The 2,714-nt window shown below is 37.2% G+C and carries 2 protein-coding genes; one reads left to right on the top strand and one right to left on the bottom strand.

Translation table 11 applies throughout. The features are described 5' to 3' along the window. The first annotated feature begins 376 nt into the window (after positions 1–376). A complete protein-coding gene (locus tag BM123_RS23640) occupies positions 377–1,195 on the top strand; it encodes a DUF4249 family protein (protein WP_245748673.1) in 819 nt (272 codons plus the stop codon). Positions 1,196–1,380: 185 nt separating this feature from the next. Here BM123_RS23640 and BM123_RS23635 read toward each other — a convergent pair whose 3' ends face one another. Continuing rightward, positions 1,381–2,394, bottom strand: a complete 1,014-nt coding sequence (locus BM123_RS23635) for a hypothetical protein (RefSeq protein WP_090173600.1) — start codon at positions 2,392–2,394, stop codon at positions 1,381–1,383. Between the last annotated feature and the right edge of the window lie 320 nt (positions 2,395–2,714).

The following is a 2,714-nucleotide window of genomic DNA, read 5'->3' as shown; positions in this document are numbered from 1 at the left end:
GCCCACTGCTTGGTCATATTCTGTATAGTTTGGCGACTTACAAAATACGACTGACAGCCTTTATATCGAAGAAATCATAATTTTAGACACGCTCTTAGAAAAGAGAAAATCAGAAAAAATGGAAGAAAAAGAGTCTTCTCAATGGGCTGCTACAATGTTTACGGCCGACAAAATCCTACTTACGTTCTCGCAGAACAAGACTCTCAAAGTGAATTTGATGATGTTTCAATAAGTTATGTACCAAGTGTGATTAGTAATAGTATTACACAATATTCACTATTCACCTTTATTCCATTTATAAATTATGAAATTACATTTTAGAACTATTAGTACACTCTTACTATTCGGTATACTAGTGAGTACATGTACAAAAGATTTGGATACTAACATTCCTTTTGAAGGGCCTAGAATTAGCGTAACTGCAAGAATTGATCCTTCAGAAGGTTTCACTGCCTTCGTTAATCAAACTGCTCCGCCAACAGGAGATCAGACTTTAAGTACGCTAACCCTTCCAGAAGCTCAAGTAATTTTATATTCCTCATCAGAAGCTTTCTTTGTGAATTCACAAGGTGATGGCTTCTTTTCATTAACAAATATCCCCATAAGCGAAAGCGATAGCTTTAGACTTGAAATTATAGCTCCTAACCTTGACACACTAAAATCAAAGTGGGTTATAATTCCTCCCGGAATTGAGGACCCTTTCTTAGAAGAGATCATCGAATTAGATACTATCGTTCCCGATCCCTTTACCTACAACAGAGTAAGATTAAATTTTTCAGGCATTGACCCTCCTGGTGATAATAAGTACCTGATTGAAGTGACTCATAATGTTAACTTTTCATCAACTTTATTTTTTGATTTTTTTGCAGATTTTGACTCTGAATCTTGCGAGGTTTTTAACTTTAACAGCATATTTTTTCCTGACATTTGTTTTACTAATGAAGCCTGGGAATTTACATTAGTACCTGACCTGTTTCTATTCACCTTTGGTGGTCAAAGACTAGAGTTTGAGGACTACATTTTTGTTGTCAGGAGTATTGATGAAAACTATTTTAATTACCAGCTTGATCGATTAAATCTCGATGATCTTCGAGGGATAATTTTAGAACCAAGAGCTTCTGTTACGAACGTAACTGGCGGTGAAGGCCTTTTCGTAGCTTCAAACAGTTTTAGACGAGTCTTGGCAAGGCCCTAGGCTAGAGCATTCCGAGCAGTAAAATACTGATTGTTTGCGGGTTGATAGTTACCTAAGTTTTCATTTAGAATCATTGCTAATCGGCGAGATTAAGCAAAGCGAATTGACTTTAGCTTAATCGATATTGGCACCTCATTTTCTAAATATCGAAGTAACAATATTATGCAAATATTAGCCCGAGATAGCTACTGGAACCAAAAACTTAATCTTCCACTTAAGACCCATTCAAAGCCACTTGTTCTATCATTAAAGCCTTGAGTAACATTTATGCCCAAGTCAAAGGAAGTGGATCGATTAATAAAAAGGCTATTTCCCAATTCGTAAGCGGCGAAGACTTCACCTTGACTATCATTACTATTGTCGACTGTAGTTTGTCGGTAATTATATAAAAGAGTTGCCCTTGCAAAAACGTTGAATAAACTTTGACTCGTAATATAATAACGGAGACCTCCCGCCAAGTTTAATTCTTGCTGAGCAAGCTCTCGCTCTACAAGTCCAATATTTTGACTAAAATCGTTAAAATTAAGCCCCAGTGAACCTTCAATTACAAAACGATCTAATAAAAAATAGTTTCCATTAGGAGTAATATTTACAAAGTAACCATCTGTAAGCTGATTATTGGAAAGTAGAAGGTTAATCAACTGACCGCTAACTATGAAATTCCCTTTTTGAAAGTAGTCTGTAGCTACACTTTTGCCTGCTGCCCCCCCGAGGACTGTGTTTAAACGTACACTTAGGCCCAAATCGTCTGAATCAAGAAACTGGGTTTTCGTATAACCTATATCGATATTTAATAACGTGCTGGTATTGAGGCGTCTCTCCAGCCCTACTTTTCCACCATAACTATAAAAGGCATCAAAGTCTCCACCAAAAACAAAGTTAGCATCCACTTGAGCGTAAGGCCGCCAACCATTACCAATCTTACCTACATAATAGCGTATGAAAGGGTTGAAACTCACTTGATAGTCCGTGGCGGAAAGATTTAAAGACTCAAGTTTGCTTCCAATTAGTAAGTTCTCAGTGAAAAAGTATCCTGCTCCTGTCAATAGGTTTTCATCTAGTAATCTAGAGTTACCACTGAGCCAAATACTTCCTTTTAGGCTATTGGCTTCGTCATCAGTCCTTAATGTTGACTGCGCGCTAACCCCAAAAGAAAGTACACAACTCAATAAGAAGATAGTTTTATAGTAAGGCTTCATGCATATTTTTTGGTGCTAGGAATAAGTTAGCCTAAGTACATATTCCAAAGAACAAGACCTCCTCTGAAAAAGAATACTACGCTTTAACATATCAAAGATAATCTAAAAGCTAACAAGAAAGCGATTATTGAATCATAAGGTATTGTGAAAATAATGGATCTATATAGATCCTTAGTAATGCTGGCAAAGCACTAAAAGACGTGGCCATTCTTCAGAATAGTGCTTCTAGGCAACTCATCGTGGCGAGTATGTAGTCGGTTAATTTTTTAGTGACGCCTGATCCGCGACCTTCGGTGAAATAACCCTTCGATGGGCACAGG

It is taken from the genome of Neolewinella agarilytica, from assembly GCF_900110645.1.
In the GTDB taxonomy this organism is placed as follows: domain Bacteria; phylum Bacteroidota; class Bacteroidia; order Chitinophagales; family Saprospiraceae; genus Neolewinella; species Neolewinella agarilytica.
Note: the sequence above shows the minus strand (reverse complement) of the source record. Positions and strands in the feature narration are given on the sequence as shown.

Coding starts and splice junctions, on each gene's coding strand:
- BM123_RS23635 (WP_090173600.1), bottom strand. CDS start 2,394: ATGAAGCCTTACTATAAAACTATCTTCTTATTGAGTTGTGTACTTTCT.